The sequence below is a fragment of the Thermodesulforhabdaceae bacterium genome, from assembly GCA_037482015.1.
Taxonomy (GTDB): domain Bacteria; phylum Desulfobacterota; class Syntrophobacteria; order Syntrophobacterales; family Thermodesulforhabdaceae; genus JAOACS01.
In genome coordinates this window covers 31,238-48,605 of the sequence record JBBFKT010000003.1, presented here as the reverse complement: position 1 = coordinate 48,605, position 17,368 = coordinate 31,238, and the positions used below count along the sequence as shown (strand labels likewise).

Here is a 17,368-nt window from a genome sequence, read left to right as displayed (position 1 = left end):
ACCTTGGTTAACAATTTCCCGAGGAGTAAAACCCAGACAGGGTTTATCTGTAGTTTTGAGTGATGGAGAGAAGATAAGATGAGTTCAAGCCATCTATCGGCGGTTTTTAATAAATTGATTGTTAACAGAAATGTTCTATCCAAGGATGTCATAAGGTCACTTGGGCTTGTTTTTGGAGATATTGGCACAAGCCCAATTTATACGTTAACGGTAATATTTTCAATTATAAAGCCTACTCAGGAGAATTTAATTGGCGTTGTATCTCTTATTGTATGGACACTTATCACGTTAGTCTCTCTGCAATATGCCTATTTGGCCATGGGTCTTAGTAGAAAAGGAGAGGGCGGTACAATAGTTCTAAAGGAAATACTTGTATCACTTCTTAAATCAAAAAAGGCGATTGGTTTTGTTACATTTCTGTCATTTATTGGAATATCGCTTTTAATGGGTGATGGAGTGATTACTCCGGCTATAAGTATTCTAAGTGCTGTTGAAGGTTTACTTTTAGTTCCCGGTTTTTCGAATGTTTCTCAGGATATTCTTGTCTTGATAGCTTCCATTATAGCCATATTGTTGTTTTTATTTCAGAAAAAAGGCACAGGGAACGTATCTATTATTTTTGGACCAATAATGGCTTTATGGTTTTCTCTCCTCGCTATCTCTGGTGTTGAGGCAATCCTTCATGAACCATCCATTTTGAAAGCTGTTATCCCTTATTATGCTGTCCGGTTTTTAATGGACCATGGTTTAACTGGATTCTTTATTCTTTCTGAGGTCATTCTTTGTGCAACGGGTGGAGAAGCCCTTTACGCTGATATGGGACATCTTGGACGAGAGCCTATTGTGGAAGCATGGAAGATTGTGTTTGTAGCTCTCTGTTTGAATTATCTTGGGCAAGGAGCGTTTCTTATGGAACATCCTGAGACGAAGAATATTTTATTTGGTATGTTTTATCACCAAATCAGTAGTCTCTATGTTCCTTTCCTTATTATAAGTATAATGGCAACTGTAATTGCATCTCAGGCAATGATAAGTGGGATGTTTTCTATAGTTTATCAAGGCATAACGACTCGTATCATGCCTCTTCTGAAGGTTGATTATACATCAACCAAATTAAGTTCGCAGATATATATAGGCTCTATAAACTGGTTTTTACTGTTTTTTGTATTGTTTATAATGTATGATTTTAAAGAATCTAACCGACTTGCGGCTGCTTATGGACTAGCCGTTACAGGAACGATGACTCTCACCGGAATTATGATGACGTGCATATTCTATTTGAGAAATAACATATTAAAAGCAAGTATATCAATGTTCATAACGCTTATTGACTTGATATTCTTGGTGTCTAACTTATATAAGATTCCACATGGAGGCTACTGGTCAATTATTATAGCTTTTTTCCCATTTGTTGCAATTCTTATATACACGTCAGGACAAAAGAGACTTTATCAAGTCCTTAATCCTATAGATAAGAAAATTTTTATTGAAAAATATGAAGAACTATATAAAAATACAACTAAAATAAAAGGAACAAGTCTCTTTTTCGCTAGGGTCACAGATAAAGTGTCTCCATATATTGTCAATACTATGTTTACTAATAATATCATTTACGAAGACAATATCATTGTATCAATAACAAAATTAGATTCCCCTTTTGGAGTCAAATTTTCTTTCAAAGATAATCTTTCGGAAGGTTTACGAGTTTTTAATATAGAACATGGCTATATGGAGTTTGTAGACATTGAAGCCCTTTTGAGAAAAGTTGGCATCGATGAAAAGGTTATATTTTATGGGGTAGAGGATATAGTAACATCCAACATTGTTTGGAAAATATTTTCAATCATGAAAAAGCTTAGCCCTACCTTTGTGCAATTCTATAGACTCCCGCCTGATAAATTACATGGTGTTATTACTCGAGTATATATGTAAATCATTAGCTATCCTGTATAGATAAACTCAATAAAAGACACATAATAAAATTAAACCTTTGAATTTGATTTCCTGTTCCTATGTCTCTAAAGATCTTCTGGCATTTTGCAGAAAATAGTCTTTATGAACTATCGGGAGGGGAACAGGATGAGGTCTTCCATCAAGAATCCTTTTGCAACGACTCTGGGCATTATTGTTACTGGTGGAGTTATTGGTATCTTGGCCGCCTGTCTTCAAAAACTGGGCAATCCGCCAAATATGGGTATTTGTGTAGCCTGTATGGAGCGGGATATTGCCGGTGCTCTGGGGCTTCATCGAGCGGCGGTGGTCCAGTATCTTCGCCCCGAAATCATTGGTTTTGTCCTGGGTTCGTTTATTGCTGCTTTGATTTTTAAAGAATTTAGACCAAGGGCAGGTTCTGCTCCAATTGTTAGATTTATTCTTGGTTTTTTCGCTATGGTGGGAGCGCTTGTATTTCTTGGATGTCCCTGGCGAGCTTTACTAAGGCTAGCTGGCGGAGACGGTAATGCTATCTTCGGTATTCTTGGGCTTCTATTCGGGGTCTGGATAGGGACTCTCTTTTTCAGAAAAGGTTATAACCCTGGCAGATCAAATCCAGCACCAGTCCCCGTTGGGCTTATACTTGTTCTGATAATGGTCGCTTTTCTAATCCTTCGCATAATTTATCCCCCTGTTCAGGGACAGGCTCAGAGCGGAGTGCTTTTCTACAGCCTTGAGGGACCTGGTTCACAACGCGCTCCTCTGCTGGTCTCGCTATTTGTGGCAATCCTGATCGGTTTTATAGCTCAACGAAGCCGCTTTTGCACTATGGGTGCTTTGAGAGACCTTATACTTTTCCGAAACGCTCATCTATTCTCAGGAATTGTTTCCCTTGCTGTTTTTGCATTTCTTACAAATCTTATCCTGGGACAATTCCGTCCCGGTTTTTCCAACCAGCCCATTGCTCATTCCATGTTCCTCTGGAATTTCCTTGGTATGGCTCTTGCCGGACTTGCCTTTGCTCTTGCAGGAGGCTGTCCGGGACGACAACTCTTTCTTGCCGGTGAAGGTGATGGCGATGCGGCTCTCTTTGTGACTGGAATGATAGTAGGAGCGGCTTTCTCTCATAACTTCGGTTTTGCCGCTTCGCCTAAGGGCATTGGGCCTCATTCCATAGCGGCAATAATTGTTGGCTTTGTGGTTTGCCTGTGGATCGGCTTTGCGATGAAACAAAAACAGCAGTAAGGAGGGGGTAAGGATGGAAGAATTGGTAGATGTGAGAGGACTTTCTTGTCCTCAACCTGTGCTGGTAACGCTAGAAAAAATTAAAGCTTCCAGGTCCAACCGGCTTCGTATTCTGGTTGATACGGATACGGCGAGAGAAAACATCGCCAGGATGGTTAAAACGGTAGGATGGGAAGTGCTTGAGGTTGAACCTCAGGGGATTGGTTACATCATCACTATAGGTAAAGCGGCTTAAAAGATGGGAATTCTCTCGGTTTTTAAGCGAAAAAAGAATTTGCTCAAACCAGAGCAGAGTTCTGCTTCTGAAGGGATGCTGGTGTTTGAAAATACTTCAGAAGTTATCAAAGCCGAACGGGTGTTAAAGGATGCAGGGTATAATGTTAGAGTTATGGGACCTCCACCGGAGCTTAGAACGGGCTGTGATCTAGTGGTTGTTTTCCCGATAGTAATTCAACTCCAGGTCATCAGGCTTCTCAAAGCAGAAGGCCTTGAACCTGTTAAGACAGTTCCTGTCTCTTCCCCTTTGCTTTCTCCTGTAAGTCTTTTTCATGTTAAGGAGTTTGGAGATTTTATCATGGTTCGAGCAGCAAATATGAAGCTATCTTTTGAAAAAGGCTCTGGGTTGATTGTAAATATCTCCGGTGGAGGATGTCCCGATGTTCCTTTTGTGGCGGCGCAGATGATAGGTAAAACTCTGTGGGACGCCCCGTCCCCCCGTGAAATAGGTTACACTTTGTGCGCTTACGCTCTCAGCCTCGCCCTGGAACACGGGAAAAGCCTCTGTCCCCGACCGCAGGCATAGTGTGTGGTTCCTAATGAGAGATTTTGACAGGGGCTTGATATTTTGCTGGAGCAAATAGATGCAAGAACAGTTAGAAAGAGAGCGAAAATCCCTTACGGTTGTAGGCACTCTGCCTTTTCCAGAAGTTCCTGTTATTACAGGTGATGTGGAGTATTCGAATGGAATCATCACTATTTCTGGTAGATGGACTTTTCCCGCCCAGCGAGGCACGGCAGCTCTGCTTGGTGCTGCCTATGAGGTTCTAAAAAATCATGGAGGGGGACTTCTTAGAGCAGTTCTTGCAGGAGATAATGGCCAAGGATATGGAAGTAGGGCAATATACCGTTACTTAGTGGAAAATCCCGACGTGATAAGAACAAATGTTCTGGTCTTTCATTATCTTTTCCCTGACGTAGACTGGCATGGGAAAATCATTATCGCACTTGAAAAGATTTCGCCCAGGCCTATTCTTATTGCTGATGCTGGGTTTATGTATGTGGCAAAAATGAGCGGACAGGCGAGTTTGTATGATCTTTTTACGCCAGACGTTGGAGAGCTTGCTTTTCTTGCTGACGAAGAAGCCCCTCATCCTTTTTACACTCGTGGCTTTTTGCTTCATGAGAACAACAGGCTTTTTGACTTAATTGAAAGAGCCTATTCTCATGGCAACGCCGCCAAAAACCTTTTAGTAAAAGCAGCGGTTGATCATATTGTTGTTCAGGGACAGCTAGTGGCTACCATCTCAGAACCTAATGTGCCAGAACTGGAAGCTATAGGTGGCACAGGAGATACCTTGACAGGCATTGTGTCGGCTCTTGTTGCTTCTCGTTTGGAAATTACTGATGCGATGGTTTTAGCTGCAAAAACCAATCGCATGGCTGGTAGCCTGGCAAAACCAACGGTTGCAACTCCCATTACCAACCTTATTGAGAAGATTCCTTATGCTCTTAATAAAGTGCTTGGCGGTGCCGTCTGATTTGAGGCTCGCCAAGCACAAAAGTTTTAATCTTCAAACTCGGCTTTAATTCTTAGCTCAAGAAGAGTCTTTAACACCATTGCATGGTTTCTGGTTCTGTGTGATTCTACAAAAAGAATTGTTACGTTTCCTTCCATTGCTTTTTTTGCAAGGGAGTCTATGATGGGTTCATTTTCCGGCTGCATTAGCTTTTGATAGTAATTCTTTCGAAAGATCTTCCATTCGTCATCGCTCATGTTGTCATAAATTTTTTCTGGTGAAAGATTTTTAATACACCCGTCGAGCATAAGTTGTTCCGCCGAATAACTATCTGGTATGTCACAGACCAGATATCTCAGCCCGTCCTGTGAATCGTAAGAGTCGGAAATGTGCTTAATGAAGACAGCCATAATTTCCCCTCTCGTTCCTTCTTAAGACTATCTTTTTAGCGATGCCATATAGGATTTTAGCAGGTCAGCGATATCTTTTCCTGCAGTTGCAATGAAATCGTCAATCACCTTTTTTGCTGCAAGGTCGAGTTCAGTCTGGAAGTTCTTATCAAGCCCGGTAAGAAAAACACCGGTTTCAGCGGCAACTTTTATGCCGTGCCTGGTCTCAGAATTTGCTCCTCCTCCCATGGCTATGATAATTCCCTGGGAGGCCAAAGTTTTTACTCCCTCTGAATTGTCGATTTTGGAAGCTTCCCATTGTTTTGCCTGGATTTCAGCCGCTGCCTTTTCTATTGCTGCCTGCTGTTCCTTGGAAAGACTATTCCAGGTTTTCAGATTTATGGTGACCATATTTAGGGGAAAATCTAGATGTAATGGCATAAAGTATTTGAAATGTTCCCCAAATTTACTTGCGGCTCCCACATTTGCCGTTGTGAGAACAGCATCGACTCTACCTTCCTTAACAGCTCCAGGCACGTCCTTCCAGGAAAGAAGAAGGGGATTTGCCGAAAGAAGAATAAAGAGTTTTTCTATTTCTTTGTTATAGACTCTTACTCTAAGCCCTTTCAAATCCGCAACAGTTTTTATTTCCTGTTTTGTAAAAAGCCCGGTAGGGGGCCAGGGAGCTGCATAAAGGATTTTCTGGTTCCATTTTTCTGCAGCTTTGTCATAGAGAGGTTTTGCGGTGTTGTAAAAATTCGCCGCTTCATCATAGGTTAGGACTAATCTTGGAAGAGATGGTAAGCCAAAGACTTTTTCGCTGTCCTGGACAACGCCCATCAGAATGTCCGACATGGGAATAACGCCGTCTCTTACCACTCCAAGCAGTTCAGGACCTTTGTAGCCCAGGCTTCCACCTGGATGAACTTCTATTATAACGGAGCCTTTAGTGTATTCTTTCACCAGATTAGCAAATTCAATAACTCCTTTGGTTATTAGGCTATCTGCTGGATATATGGCGTTGCAGGTAAGTTTTGTTTCTGACAAAGCTACAGAGTTCAGACTGAAAATAGCCAGTAACGAGATAACAATAGTAGCTAACAGTTGGTTCTTTGTATTTTTCTTCATGTTTTTTTCCTCCTTCTGTTGCTACGCTTATAAAATGAATGCTCCGTTAAAGAATATCAACTTTTTGTAAGTAATAGATAAACTAGCACATTTTAAGTTTAGCCACAAAGATAAAAATTTTATCTCGCTATATTTATTTTGTGTTAGTTATAAGAATAAAAAGATTATGGGAGGCAGGTCATGAAGGCTGGTTACACAGGCATTCATCATCTTGCTATGGCGACCGGTAACATGGATGAAACGATTCGTTTTTGGCGCGATATTCTTGGAATGCGTCTAATTCTTGGGCTTGGGAAGCCAGGTTATCGCCATTATTTTTTTGAGATTTCTTCGACTGATACCATCGCTTTTTTTGAATGGTCTCAGGTTAAGCCCATTGAACCAAAGGATCATGGCTTTCCGGTAAAAGGTCCCTTTGTTTTCGATCATGTCTCTATAGGTGTAGAAAGCAAAGAAAGATTGTGGGAACTCAAGCAGCTTCTTGAAGCCGAAGGTTACTGGGTTTCAGAAGTGATCGATCATGGTTTTATTTTGTCTCTTTATTCTTTTGATCCTAACGGCATTGCTATAGAATTCAGCTGGGCTGTAGATGAATTAGACCCTCATAAAAAGCCGCGGCTTTTAGATGTTGATCCATCGTCTCTTGCTAAAGAAGGACCTAACCCTCAGGACAAAAGACGTCCCGAAGTTTCTTCTTTGCCTGAGGGAGAGCGTGTCGTTTATCCTGGAGAGCGGGATCAGTTTGAAGACAGAAAGGATCATTGGGAGAATTTGAATGACCGATCATAGTAATAAAGACCTTGGGGAGCTTTTTAGGCTTACTGCGGTTATGCTTGAAATAATGGATGAAAATGTTTTTCGATCTAGAGCTTTTGAGCGAGCCGCTAGCATAGTGGAGTCTCTTCAAGAGGATGTGTGCCTTTTAGCAAAGCAAGGAGAACTTGAAACTCTCGCCGGTATAGGTAAGGCTATTGCTCGCTATATATCGGAATGGTGCACCGAAGGAACTTTTTCAGAATATGAAAAACTTAAGAAGAATTTTCCTGCCGGTTTGTTAGACTTACTTCGAATTCCCGGACTTGGTTCAAAAAAAGTAAAAGCTCTTTATATTCAACTCGGCATAACCTCCTTAGGTGAACTCGAATACGCCTGCCTTGAAAATCGTCTCGTCAGCATAAAAGGTTTTGGTCTCAGGAGCCAGGAGAAGATTCTTTCGGCTATCGAAAATCTAAAAAAGATCCAGAAATTTCGTCATGCTCCAGATGCTTATGCTGTGGCTGATGAGATCTTAAGCCTGTTGCGGGATCTTAAAAGTGTTCGAAGTGTGACTCTTGTTGGAGCTCTCAGGCGCTTTCAGGAATATACCGATGATGTGGATATCCTGATTGATGTGGATGGGTCTCAGTGGATTGATGAACTGGCTCGGGTGAATTTGCTTCAATCCTTTAGTATTTTATTTGACGAATTTGGTTACACTCGTGTGGTTGGGAACTTCCAGAACATGGTTGTTGATATTAGACAGGCGCATGGTGCTGGTCCACTTGTTGTCTATACGGGAAACAAAGACCATGTAAGAGATCTGGGGGTAGAGCCTGGTTATTTGCTCTTACAGAAATTTGCAGACGAAGCCGAACTTTACGGGAGCCTGGGACTTTCCTTTATTCCCCCAGAACTGAGGGAAGGTCTTGGGGAAGTTGAATTTGCTCGAAAAAACGAAATCCCGATTTTGATAGAAGAGCGCGATATAAAGGGGATTTTCCATATTCATACTACCGCAAGTGATGGAGCTTTAGAACTTGAAAGAATTGTCCGGATCTGTCTGGAGCTCGGTTACGAATATGTGGGCATTTCGGATCATTCCGTTTCTGCAGCTTACGCGGGAGGATTAACAGGAGAAAAGCTAAAAAGGCAGCGAGAAGAAGTGGAAATTATTAGGGAACGCTATCCACAAATTGATATTTATTGGGGCATTGAGTCAGACATTCGTCCAGATGGGTCTCTCGATTACCCGGACAGAATTCTGGAATCTTTTGACTTCGTAATAGGTTCAATCCACAGCCATTTTAAGATGGACAGAAAAACCATGACAGATCGCATATTGAAGGCTCTGAGTCATCCCTGTCTTACTATGCTGGGGCACCCGACAGGAAGGCTCTTGCTGGCAAGACCTGGCTATGACGTGGATATGGACGCTGTCTTAGAAAAAGCAAAGGAGTATGGGAAAATCCTGGAATTAAATTCTCATCCCTACAGATTGGATATCGATTGGAAAAACTGTAGAAAAGCAAAGGCTCTTGGAATACCTGTAAGTATAAACCCCGATGCCCACAATCGTGGAGATTTTTACCTTCGCTACGGCATTCTTACTGCTAGAAAGGGATGGTTAAGCGCCGGCGATGTGTGGAATACAAAGGATCGGGCAAGCATGAAAAAGCTCATGTTAGAAAAACCGTGGAAAAATTAGGGTTTTTGTTTTGCAAAAGCGAAGTTACTCATTGATATTCCAGCTACAATTAGAGCCATAAATACTATAGTTGAAATGCCCGGATATTCCCTCAAAATCAAAGCTGCAAGAACGGTTGCTCCTATAGGTTCGGCTATTACGAAGAGGGATACAATGGTTGCAGGAAGGTGACGAAGAGACCAGTTTATCAGGGAATGTCCAATGCCTTGAGGCACCAGCCCGATCAGGAATAGCATGAGGTAGGTTTTTTGGGTGAAGTTAAACAGAGGAGATGCGGTAAGAAGGCACAGTAAGAAAAGAATAATGCTGGAAGATCCGTAAACACAGGTAAGATAAGTTGCGGTTGGAATGCTGGAACCGATTATTCTTCCTGTGACAAGATAGCCGGCTAAACTGATAGCGCCCATGACAGCTAGAAAATCTCCGAAAAGAGAATGTCCTTCGGGGTTAAATAAATCACTTCCAGCAAGGCCAATACTTCCAATCATTCCCAAAATTACCCCCGCCCAGATCCATCCTGGACGATTTCCCAGTTCGCTGGGATAATTTTTTGAAAAGCGATAGAAAAGCGCCACAAAAATGGGGCTTGTGTTAACAAGGCTTACTGAACTTGCAATGGATGTATGGCGGAGTGAAGAGATCCAGAAGCCAAAATGGGCGGCAAGACATACTCCAGCAAAACATACTAGAAGCATCCTGTAAGGCGCTTTTGCTTTATGAAACGCCTCAGTATTTACCTTTCTTTGGATAAGCACAAAGGGGAAATAGATACCTGTCCCTATGAACACTCGGTAAAAGGCAATTGTTAGAGCTGGAGCTTCGGTAAGTCTTATTAAAATGGATGCGGAGGAAATAGCGCAAATGGCTATAATAACAGCAATGGCGATTTTTACTTTATTGTGGAGCATGTTTTCTTCATTACCTCTGATCATCGACGTTTAATGGTCATTTCTCAATGCGCCCTATCGCCGTAAAAAGTTCCTGAAGGATTGTCTTGTGAGTTTTATAGTATGATCTTTTTCCTTGCAAGGTGCTTTGAGTTTTTATAACCAGACGGTTGGTTTTGTATTGTGATGTGATTTCTAAGAAGAGGGGGAGGAGAAGGAAATGGTGAATGATAACGTTTACGAAATGCTTGCAGATCATCTAAATCGTTTGCCGGCGGGATATCCTAGAACGCCGTCTAGGGTGGAAATCAGAATTCTGAAGCGTTTGTTTACTCCCGAAGAAGCACTACTTGCGAGCAAACTTACTTTCAAGCTTGAAACCCCGGAAGAGATTGCTCAGAAAGTGGGCGGCAATGTTGATGAAGTTGCTGAGCGACTTGAGAACATGGCTAAAAAAGGGCTTATTTTCAGAGTTAGAAAAGGCTCTGAAAAAAGGTATATGGCTGCTCAGTTTGTTGTAGGCATCTGGGAGTATCATGTAAATAGTTTAACTCCTGAACTTATTGCTGATCTCCGTGAGTATTTGCCCTATTTCTTTCAGCACCTTATGAACCTTAAGACGCCTCAACTTCGCGTTGTTCCTATCCCGGGAGCCATTACGGCTCAACAGTCCATTATGCCTTATGAAGACGCTAGAAAGCTCATAGAGAGTGAAGAAGTTATTGCCGTTGCTCCTTGTATTTGCCGCAAAGAGCACAGGATGAGCGGTAATGGGTGCGATCGTCCTTTGGAGTCTTGTTTAGTGTTTGGAGTAGGAGCCCAGTATTACGTTGATAACGGTCTTGGGCGGCTTATAACCAAAGAAGAAGCTCTTGAAATTATAAAGGAAGCAGAGCGGGACGGACGGGTTCTCGAGCCATCCAACGCTCAGAAAATAACCGCCATGTGCACCTGCTGTGGTTGTTGTTGTCAGATCCTTAAGAATCTTAAAAAACTTCCCAAACCAGCTCATTTTGTAGTTTCTCGTTATGTTGCCAACCTTGATGAGTCTCTTTGTGTGTTATGCGGAATCTGTGTTGATCGTTGCCAGATGGAAGCTATTTCTCTTGGTGAAGAATCTGCCGTGCTTAACAGGGATCGGTGCATTGGATGTGGACTTTGTGTTACCACCTGTCCCGAAGGAGCTCTAACGCTTCAGGAAAAGCCTGCTTCTGAACAGAAGGAAATTCCGCCATCTCTTAAGGAGACTTACATGAAAATCTTTCAGGAGCGGATGGCTCTCATGTCGAAGCGTTAAATTTTTCAATGAAGTTGGTTTTAGGTTAATTGACTTTTCTCGAAGTTTGAGTCTATTGTGCCCTTGGGGATGAAAGATTCCCAGGGGTTCATCTGGGAGAAATTGGTTAGCTGGAGGGAAAGCCTTGAAAGAAAAGGATATTAAGCGGAAAGACCAGATTGAAAAGCCCGTTGGTAAACTTGGTGTTCTTATACCAGGTATTGGTGGAGCGGTAAGCACTACCTTTATTGCCGGGGTGGAACTAATACGGCGTAACATGGGAGAACCGGTAGGGTCGCTGACTCAGCTTGGAACTATTCGTCTGGGCAAGCGCTATGAACGAAGAGCACCGAAGATCAAAGAATTTGTGCCTCTTGCCGAACCAAGTGATCTGGTGTTTGCGGGATGGGATATTTATGAAGCGAATCTATACGAAGCAGCTAAATACGCTCGAGTCCTCCAGCGAGATCACATTGAACCAATAAGGGATTTTTTGGCAAGCATTGTGCCCATGACAGCGGTTTTCGATAGAAGATTTGTGAGAAATCTCGATGGGACTCATATAAAGGAAGGAAAGAACTATCGTGAATTGGTGGAAGCTCTGAAGGAAGATATTCGTAATTTCTGTGACCGTGAAAAAGTTTCTCGCTGCGTTATGATCTGGTGTGGAAGCACCGAAGTGTATATCAAACAAGAGCCGATTCATGAATCTTTGGATGCCTTTCTCGATGCTGTAGAAAAGAATCATCCGAGCATTGCTCCCAGCATGCTTTACGCTCTGGCAGCTCTTGAAATGGGAATTCCTTTCATAAACGGAGCGCCGAATCTTACAGTTGATATTCCTGCTTTAATAGAACTTGCTAATCGAAATAGGGTTCCCATAGCGGGAAAGGATTTTAAAACGGGTCAGACTCTCATGAAAACCATCATTGCTCCAGGACTCAAAGCTCGTATGCTTGGTCTTGAGGGATGGTATTCGACGAACATTCTCGGAAATCGCGATGGACTTGTGCTCGATGATGAAGGTTCCTTCAAGACAAAGGAAGAAAGCAAACTCTCTGTGTTAGATTATATACTTCAGCCTCACCTTTATCCCACGCTGTATAAGAATTATTACCATAAAGTGACCATAAATTATTACCCGCCTCGAGGTGACAATAAGGAAGGGTGGGACTGCATCGATATTTTCGGTTGGCTTGGATATCCAATGCACATTAAGATCGATTTTCAGTGTAGAGACAGCATCCTGGCGGCACCTTTGGTGCTGGATCTTGTTCTTTTTGTGGATCTTGCTAGAAGAGCTAATATGAGCGGCATTCAGGAGTGGCTTTCTTTCTACTTCAAGAGCCCAATGCATAAAAGCAATCTCTATCCTGAGCACGATTTGTTCATTCAGCACATGAAGCTGAAAAATACTCTTCGCTACTTAATGGGGGAAGAACAGATTACTCATTTCGGGCTGGATTATTACATGGAAAATGGATCAGAATAAAACAAGCAGCCTATCCCTACAGGTATGAGCATGCGTAATTTGAAGCATTCCCACAGATTTGTTGATGAATACGACGGAATGGTGGCTCTTGGTTTTTCCAGAGAGATCGATGAAAAATCTATAATGTATCTTCTCCAGAAATTCTCCGATGACGAACTTCTTAAGGTGCTTGTGCCGCGACTAACTGATAATGAGATTTCCGAATTGTTCGAGCTAATCTTTAGGTTCCTGAAGGCTCATCTTTCAGAAGAGGAATACCATCGGTTGTTTTTGAAAGACGATGAAAGCCACTAGTTTGAGAAATGGAAGGGGCGCTCGGTCTCCTGCGCCCCTTGTCGATAAAATTCCTCTTAATATGGTTCTTTTCCCTGCCGTATCTATCAAATCCTAATTTTGACCGACTATCGAGTGCATACGTTAACGATTGGAGAACAGAAAGAAAAATTTATCGCTTCTACTCTGTTTTTCACTGTTGTGGTGTCCAGTTTTTTCCTACTCAGCAAAGCCCTTCAATTCCTTTTTCCTGTTGGGGTGTCTTAATTTTCTTAGAGCTTTAGCTTCTATCTGGCGGATACGTTCTCTCGTCACATGGAATTCCTGTCCGACTTCTTCTAAGGTATGATCCGCCTTTGTTCCTATGCCGAATCTCATGCGCAGAACTTTTTCTTCTCTGGGTGTAAGGGTTGCCAGCACTCTTCTGGTTTTATCAGCAAGATTTAGACTGATGACTGCATCAGCAGGATTCACAATTTTTTTGTCCTCTATGAAGTCGCCAAGATGACTGTCTTCTTCTTCTCCTATAGGAGTTTCAAGGCTTATGGGTTCCTTTGCGATCTTCAGGATTTTACGAACCTTGTCCACCGGAAGTTCCATTTTTTCAGCTATTTCTTCGGGTGTTGGCTCTCTTCCAAGTTCCTGCACCAGGTAACGAGATGTTTTTATGAGCTTATTGATGGTTTCAATCATGTGCACAGGAATTCGTATGGTTCTAGCCTGGTCAGCAATAGCCCTGGTGATGGCCTGCCGTATCCACCAGGTGGCATAAGTGCTGAATTTATAGCCTCTCTGGTATTCAAACTTATCCACAGCTTTCATTAATCCGATGTTACCTTCCTGAATAAGATCCAGGAACTGCAAGCCCCTGTTGGTGTATTTTTTTGCTATGCTAACAACAAGCCTCAGGTTCGCTTCAATCAGTTCCGTTTTTGCCTGCTTGGCCTTTCTCATCCCCGTTTCAACTCTATGCAGGATGTCTCTAAGAGTTTTGACATCAATTTTGGCTTCCAGTTCGAGCTTTTTTATCTTTTCCTGAGCTTCTAAAGCCTTGGATATGAGTTTTAAAAATTGTTCGTCGATATAATGAACATCAGTAGAGACGGGTTTAGAAGATTCCCGTCCGTATATTTCTTCGAGTTGAGTAATGGGTTTTCCACACTTGGTTTCGCACTTTCTGACTTCTCTTTCGCACCGCTCTATTTCATGAAGATACAGTTTGAGCTTGTCCACCACGGCATCAATCTGGCTTTTGCCAAGCTGAAGTTCCTTAAGAAGAGATGCAATCTCATCGCGGTTTATTTCTATTTGCTTTTGAATATTTTCTTTTTCTTCGGTTGAGATGTCTTCTTCCAGGATTTTGACCTGAAGTGATCTGTTTTCTGTATCCAATTCTTCAACTCGATTAAGGATAGAAATTAACTTTTGCTTTAGTTCCTCTTTTTCTTCGTCGGTTATGTCTTCGTCTAAGTCTTTGAGAACCTGGAAAACATCAAGCCTACCATCTTCGAGTTTTTCTCGAATTGATAGTATTTCCTTTACTCCTATGGACGATTCCATAATGGCATTGAACACTTCTCGCTCCGCAATTTCAATTCGCTTTGCGATTTCCACTTCTTCTTCCCGACTTAGCAGAGCTACCTGTCCCATCTCCTTGAGATACATTCTGACCGGATCGGCCACTCGAGCTGACATATCGTCGTAGGTTAGATCTTCCTCTTCTACAGTTGCTTCATCTTCAATGGATCCCATTACCGGTGTGCTGACAGTTTTGGCCCTTAGAGCAGCGAAATCGTCTTCAGAATCGACGATTTCTATCTCCATCTCATCGAAGATTGTGATCATATCGTCAAGTTTGTCTGGCGAAAGCGCTTCTTCAGGAAGCGCTTCGTTAAGTTCATCGTAAGTCAGGTAACCTTTTTCTTTTCCTTTAGAGATTAGGTCTCTTAGTTCGTCCATATTGACCTGCTTGTCATGGTTTTTTGTAGAAGTTGTGCCCATCGTCTTTCACCGTCCCCCTCTCAGAATTTCCAAAGGTTTTGTGTCTGTTATGATTTTTAACCTCCATAAGACATTGTATTTTGCGTAAAGTGTCCTTTATACTTTCAACATCACCTTTTTTTTCAGCTTCGGCAAGTTTTCTCACAAGATAATTACGGCGTTCCTTTAAAAACTGTTTCTCAAGTGCCCCCAGGTAGTCATTGAGAAACAATCTAGCCGTCGATTCACCTATATCCAGCTTGCTTTCAAAAATGATCTTAGAAAGTAAGTTCCGTGCCTTTGGATCTTGGACACGGTCATAGATTTGATCTATACAAAATTTGTTCTTATTCCATTCATTGGAAGAAATTTCAAGCCATTCTTCATAAAAACCTTTAAAAATCAACCTGGTGAGTTCCTGACCGGGATTACATCTATCGTAAGCTTCTACGTCGTTTCCCAGAAGATATTCCCAGCAATTTTTGTGAGCTATTACTTCCACAGTATGAGGATAGGTAACAAGGATTTTAAGGATTTCTTCTTCCAGAGAAGGTGGGGATGTATCCATGTATGTTTCTCGGGGAGAATATTTTTTTGATGAATTAGCAGCATTTGAATGTTGCACAAAGTGGGATTTCGCTTTTATCAGATCGACTTTGCCAGAATAATTGATGGAAGGAAATTCTCCAGGCATTGGCGATTTGGAAGACTTAGACCACAACTTAAACTGTTTGTTTATGACTTCATCAGAAAGTCCTAGTTTTATGCCCGCCATTTTTATGTATTCTGCCTGCATCACCGGATGGGATATGGCTTCTAGATAATTGAAAAGATCAGACAATACCTTCATTTTGCCGTTGGTAGATCCATCCCAGCTTTTGAGTATTTCATCTATGGCGAATTCTCCCAGGTCCATCTTTGAATTCATAAGGTTTTCGAAATCAGTCAGAGAATGATTGCGGAAAAAATCATCGGGATCCATTCCGTCAGGAAGCACAACACAAAAAGCCTGCAGACCTTCCTGAGCAAGCACAGGGAAATTACGGATCATTGCTTTTATTCCCGCTTCATCTCCATCATAAACAAGCAAAACTTCGTCGGCAATACGCTTTATAAGTCTAGCTTGCTGGGGGGTTAGAGCTGTGCCAAGAGTCGCCACCGCTCGATAAAAACCAACACGGTGGAAGGCAAGAGCATCCATATAGCCTTCTACAAGAATTATTTGACGCTTTTCTTTGCGACATGCTTCTTGAGCTAGGTGGAATTGGTAGAGAGTTGATCGTTTTCGGTAAATTTCAGATTCGGGGCTGTTCAAATATTTAGGTTCATTAGATGAATCCCCTTCCGCTAAAGTTCTTCCCCCAAAAGCGATGACCTTACCCCGATGATTTCTTATAGGGAATATCAGCCTGTTGCGAAACCGATCATAGAATTTTTCTCCTGATCGATTAGATGCTACCGCAAACAATCCAAGCTCTACGCCCTTTTGAAGATCTAACCCTTTGTTTTTAAAGTGTCGAACCAGTGCATCCCAGCTTTGAGGTGCATAACCAAGGCGTTGTTCCTCTACGATACGTTCATCAATCTGTCGTTTCTTGAGGTATTCTCTAGCTACACTTCCTTCAGAACTGTAACGTAGTTGCTGGTAGTAAAATTCTTCCGCAACGGCTATGTATTGAAGAAGTAATGAAGTGCGATTTGCTTCTGTTCCTGGGCGGCTTGTTTCTATCCTTATGTTGTATCGGTCTGCAAGAAATTCTATGGCTTCAGGGAAAGACAGCCCTCGATGTTGCATAACGAACTTGATAACATCTCCCCCAGCTCCGCAGCCAAAACAGTGAAAGATTTGACGTTGATGGTCAACGTAAAACGACGGCGTTTTTTCCGCATGAAAAGGACATAGCCCGACGTAGTAGCGTCCAGCCCGACGAAGATTGACTGCCTCTCCCACTATGTCCAGAATATCGGCAACTTCTTTTATTTTCTCAATCAGTTGACCATTACGAGCCCCAGTCAAGGCTTTTGCGTCCCTTTGTATTTTTATTTGAGGATGGTTGTGTTTCCCTGGAACTTACGAAATAATCAAAACACAATATTCAAGAAAAGCAAGAGAGTAATTTTATTGGGCTCTCCCTTTTCTTAATAGGCTGAGATTGTTCGAAAATTTTTTCCATGCAGGGTTGTCCTGGCAATAGGTTCAGAATTGTAGGGGCACGGCATGGGCGTGCTCCTGGAGGTGAAAGTCCTCCCGTGAGTTGATCACAGCGAGCGAAGGGAAGCGCAACTGCACGAGGGTGACCGAGTGTGGGGAGGAAGCGTGGAACGAAACTGCGAGCCGATGGACAAGAACCGGACCCCTCCCCAGCCCTCCCCGTCAACGGGGAGGGAGTGCGGAGCAGGGCGAGCGGGCCGAAGTCTGCGAAGCTCTCGTGATCAAGGCGAAGTGGCGTAAATCCGACTCAACTTCTCGAACCGCCCGGTGCGGACCCGCATGCCGGGTGGTGTGGGAGGGGATCGGTCAAACTGACCGCCCCTATCCCGATTACGGAGTTTTTTAGAACACCCT

15 protein-coding genes are annotated in these 17,368 nt (G+C 42.6%); 10 read left to right on the top strand and 5 right to left on the bottom strand.

The annotated features are described in order from the left end of the window. Nucleotides 1–78: 78 nt before the first annotated feature. The 5 genes from WHS38_05650 (at nt 79) to WHS38_05630 (ending at nt 4,934) form a co-directional block, all read left to right on the top strand. A complete protein-coding gene (locus tag WHS38_05650) occupies nt 79–1,932 on the top strand; it encodes a KUP/HAK/KT family potassium transporter (GenBank protein MEJ5300457.1) in 1,854 nt (617 codons plus the stop codon). A gap of 147 nt (nt 1,933–2,079) precedes the next feature. Continuing rightward, nucleotides 2,080–3,177, top strand: a complete 1,098-nt coding sequence (gene yedE / locus WHS38_05645) for a YedE family putative selenium transporter (protein MEJ5300456.1) — start codon at nt 2,080–2,082, stop codon at nt 3,175–3,177. Between the two features lie 13 nt (nt 3,178–3,190). Continuing rightward, entirely contained in the window at nt 3,191–3,412 is a 222-nt protein-coding gene (locus tag WHS38_05640; GenBank protein MEJ5300455.1) for a sulfurtransferase TusA family protein, read from the top strand. A 3-nt stretch (nt 3,413–3,415) separates the two neighbouring features. Continuing rightward, a complete protein-coding gene (locus WHS38_05635) occupies nt 3,416–3,979 on the top strand; it encodes a DUF3343 domain-containing protein (protein ID MEJ5300454.1) in 564 nt (187 codons plus the stop codon). 58 nt (nt 3,980–4,037) lie between these two features. Further along, nucleotides 4,038–4,934, top strand: coding sequence for an NAD(P)H-hydrate dehydratase (locus WHS38_05630; GenBank protein ID MEJ5300453.1), 897 nt, complete (start codon nt 4,038–4,040; stop codon nt 4,932–4,934). Nucleotides 4,935–4,960: 26 nt separating this feature from the next. On the opposite strand, the gene WHS38_05625 is transcribed toward WHS38_05630, so the two are convergent. Both WHS38_05625 and WHS38_05620 read right to left on the bottom strand, forming a co-directional pair. Further along, a complete protein-coding gene (locus tag WHS38_05625) occupies nt 4,961–5,323 on the bottom strand; it encodes a DUF488 family protein (GenBank protein MEJ5300452.1) in 363 nt (120 codons plus the stop codon). Between the two features lie 27 nt (nt 5,324–5,350). After that, nucleotides 5,351–6,430: a TRAP transporter substrate-binding protein gene (locus tag WHS38_05620; protein ID MEJ5300451.1), complete on the bottom strand. Its 1,080-nt coding sequence runs from the start codon at nt 6,428–6,430 to the stop codon at nt 5,351–5,353. A 180-nt stretch (nt 6,431–6,610) separates the two neighbouring features. On the opposite strand from WHS38_05620, the gene WHS38_05615 reads away from it, so the two are divergent. After that, on the top strand, nt 6,611–7,219 hold the full coding sequence (locus tag WHS38_05615; GenBank protein MEJ5300450.1) for a VOC family protein: 609 nt from the start codon (nt 6,611–6,613) through the stop codon (nt 7,217–7,219). After that, nucleotides 7,206–8,894 (top strand): PHP domain-containing protein, encoded by a 1,689-nt coding sequence (locus WHS38_05610; GenBank protein ID MEJ5300449.1) that lies wholly within the window; start codon nt 7,206–7,208, stop codon nt 8,892–8,894. The genes WHS38_05615 and WHS38_05610 overlap by 14 nt, the downstream gene beginning before the upstream one ends. On the opposite strand, the gene WHS38_05605 is transcribed toward WHS38_05610, so the two are convergent. Beyond that, nucleotides 8,891–9,826 (bottom strand): DMT family transporter, encoded by a 936-nt coding sequence (locus WHS38_05605; GenBank protein ID MEJ5300448.1) that lies wholly within the window; start codon nt 9,824–9,826, stop codon nt 8,891–8,893. The two genes, WHS38_05610 and WHS38_05605, sit on opposite strands and share 4 nt — an antisense overlap. Before the next feature lie 175 nt (nt 9,827–10,001). Between WHS38_05605 and WHS38_05600 the strand changes: the two genes are divergently transcribed. From WHS38_05600 to WHS38_05590, 3 genes are all read left to right on the top strand, one after another. Beyond that, nucleotides 10,002–11,078, top strand: a complete 1,077-nt coding sequence (locus WHS38_05600; protein MEJ5300447.1) for a 4Fe-4S dicluster domain-containing protein — start codon at nt 10,002–10,004, stop codon at nt 11,076–11,078. A gap of 124 nt (nt 11,079–11,202) precedes the next feature. Next, the gene (locus WHS38_05595) at nt 11,203–12,549 is read left to right on the top strand and encodes an inositol-3-phosphate synthase (GenBank protein ID MEJ5300446.1); all 1,347 of its coding nucleotides are present in this window, start codon (nt 11,203–11,205) and stop codon (nt 12,547–12,549) included. A gap of 30 nt (nt 12,550–12,579) precedes the next feature. Continuing rightward, nucleotides 12,580–12,843: a cytoplasmic protein gene (locus WHS38_05590; protein MEJ5300445.1), complete on the top strand. Its 264-nt coding sequence runs from the start codon at nt 12,580–12,582 to the stop codon at nt 12,841–12,843. Between the two features lie 198 nt (nt 12,844–13,041). Here the strand turns inward: WHS38_05590 and rpoD are convergent, their stop codons facing one another. Together rpoD and dnaG are read right to left on the bottom strand one after the other, a co-directional pair. Continuing rightward, nucleotides 13,042–14,781: an RNA polymerase sigma factor RpoD gene (rpoD, locus tag WHS38_05585; GenBank protein ID MEJ5300444.1), complete on the bottom strand. Its 1,740-nt coding sequence runs from the start codon at nt 14,779–14,781 to the stop codon at nt 13,042–13,044. Nucleotides 14,782–14,794: 13 nt separating this feature from the next. Beyond that, complete coding sequence (gene dnaG, locus WHS38_05580) at nt 14,795–16,819, bottom strand: DNA primase (protein MEJ5300443.1); 2,025 nt, start codon at nt 16,817–16,819, stop codon at nt 14,795–14,797. Nucleotides 16,820–17,368 lie beyond the last annotated feature (549 nt).